We start from the raw sequence: 745 nt of genomic DNA, 5'->3' as shown, positions 1-745 counted from the left end.
ATCGCGCACCTTCTGGCGGGCTACCTCAAGGCGCATTGCCTGCTGTTCGTGGCTGGGCGGTTGCACTTGCTCCGATTTCTTGCGGGATTTTGCCCAGGCAATCTGTTTATGTTTGATAAAGTTATTCACCTCCGGCGTGAGTTCTTGGGGCCTGTCATGGAACCCGCGCGGCTCGACGCCGAACTTGTCTTTAAAGGTGTTGGATACCCAGCCGTCACTGATCGTCTTACCCTGCGAAGCGCGTTGGTTCTGGTAATATTTCAACTGCGAGTAGAAACTTTGCTTTTCGTCCTGTGTGTAGACCCGTGCTTTCTTGTCGAGTTTTTTGATGGTGCGACTGGTATCAACATCAATGTCTTCCCCCACCAGCGGCTTAAAGTCACACTTCGGACAGACATAAACCCCCGCAGGCTTCATGTAATGACAGGACGGGCATTCTTTCGGTAATTTTTCCCGTTTTTCCTGCTCACGGTGGCTGGAACGGGACTTCATGCCGTCATTTTTGCGGGGCAGTTCGTCATATTCGATATCGTCGGGGTAACCGAGGCGGTGAACCGTGCCGGAGTGATCCAGAATGATAGCCCTGTCTTTACCCGGCGCAGTTCTCAGCGATCTGCCGATTGTTTGGAGCCAGCGGATCTCAGACTTGGTGGGACGGGCATAAATGATGCAGCGGACATCACTGTCAAAACCTGCCACGAGAACTCCGATATTAACGATAATTTTCGTCGCCCCCTGCTCAAAC

General features: G+C 52.5%; 1 protein-coding gene. It reads right to left on the bottom strand.

From position 1 onward, the window contains the following. Positions 1-745, bottom strand: a 745-nt coding sequence (locus tag PSI23_RS21725) for an eL43 family ribosomal protein (RefSeq protein WP_507232779.1), incomplete at both ends; no start/stop codon positions are given.

The organism is Xenorhabdus yunnanensis (assembly GCF_028598805.1).
GTDB lineage: Bacteria > Pseudomonadota > Gammaproteobacteria > Enterobacterales > Enterobacteriaceae > Xenorhabdus > Xenorhabdus yunnanensis.
The sequence above is the reverse complement of the archived record's forward strand: the minus strand, read 5'-3'. Positions and strand labels throughout refer to the sequence as shown.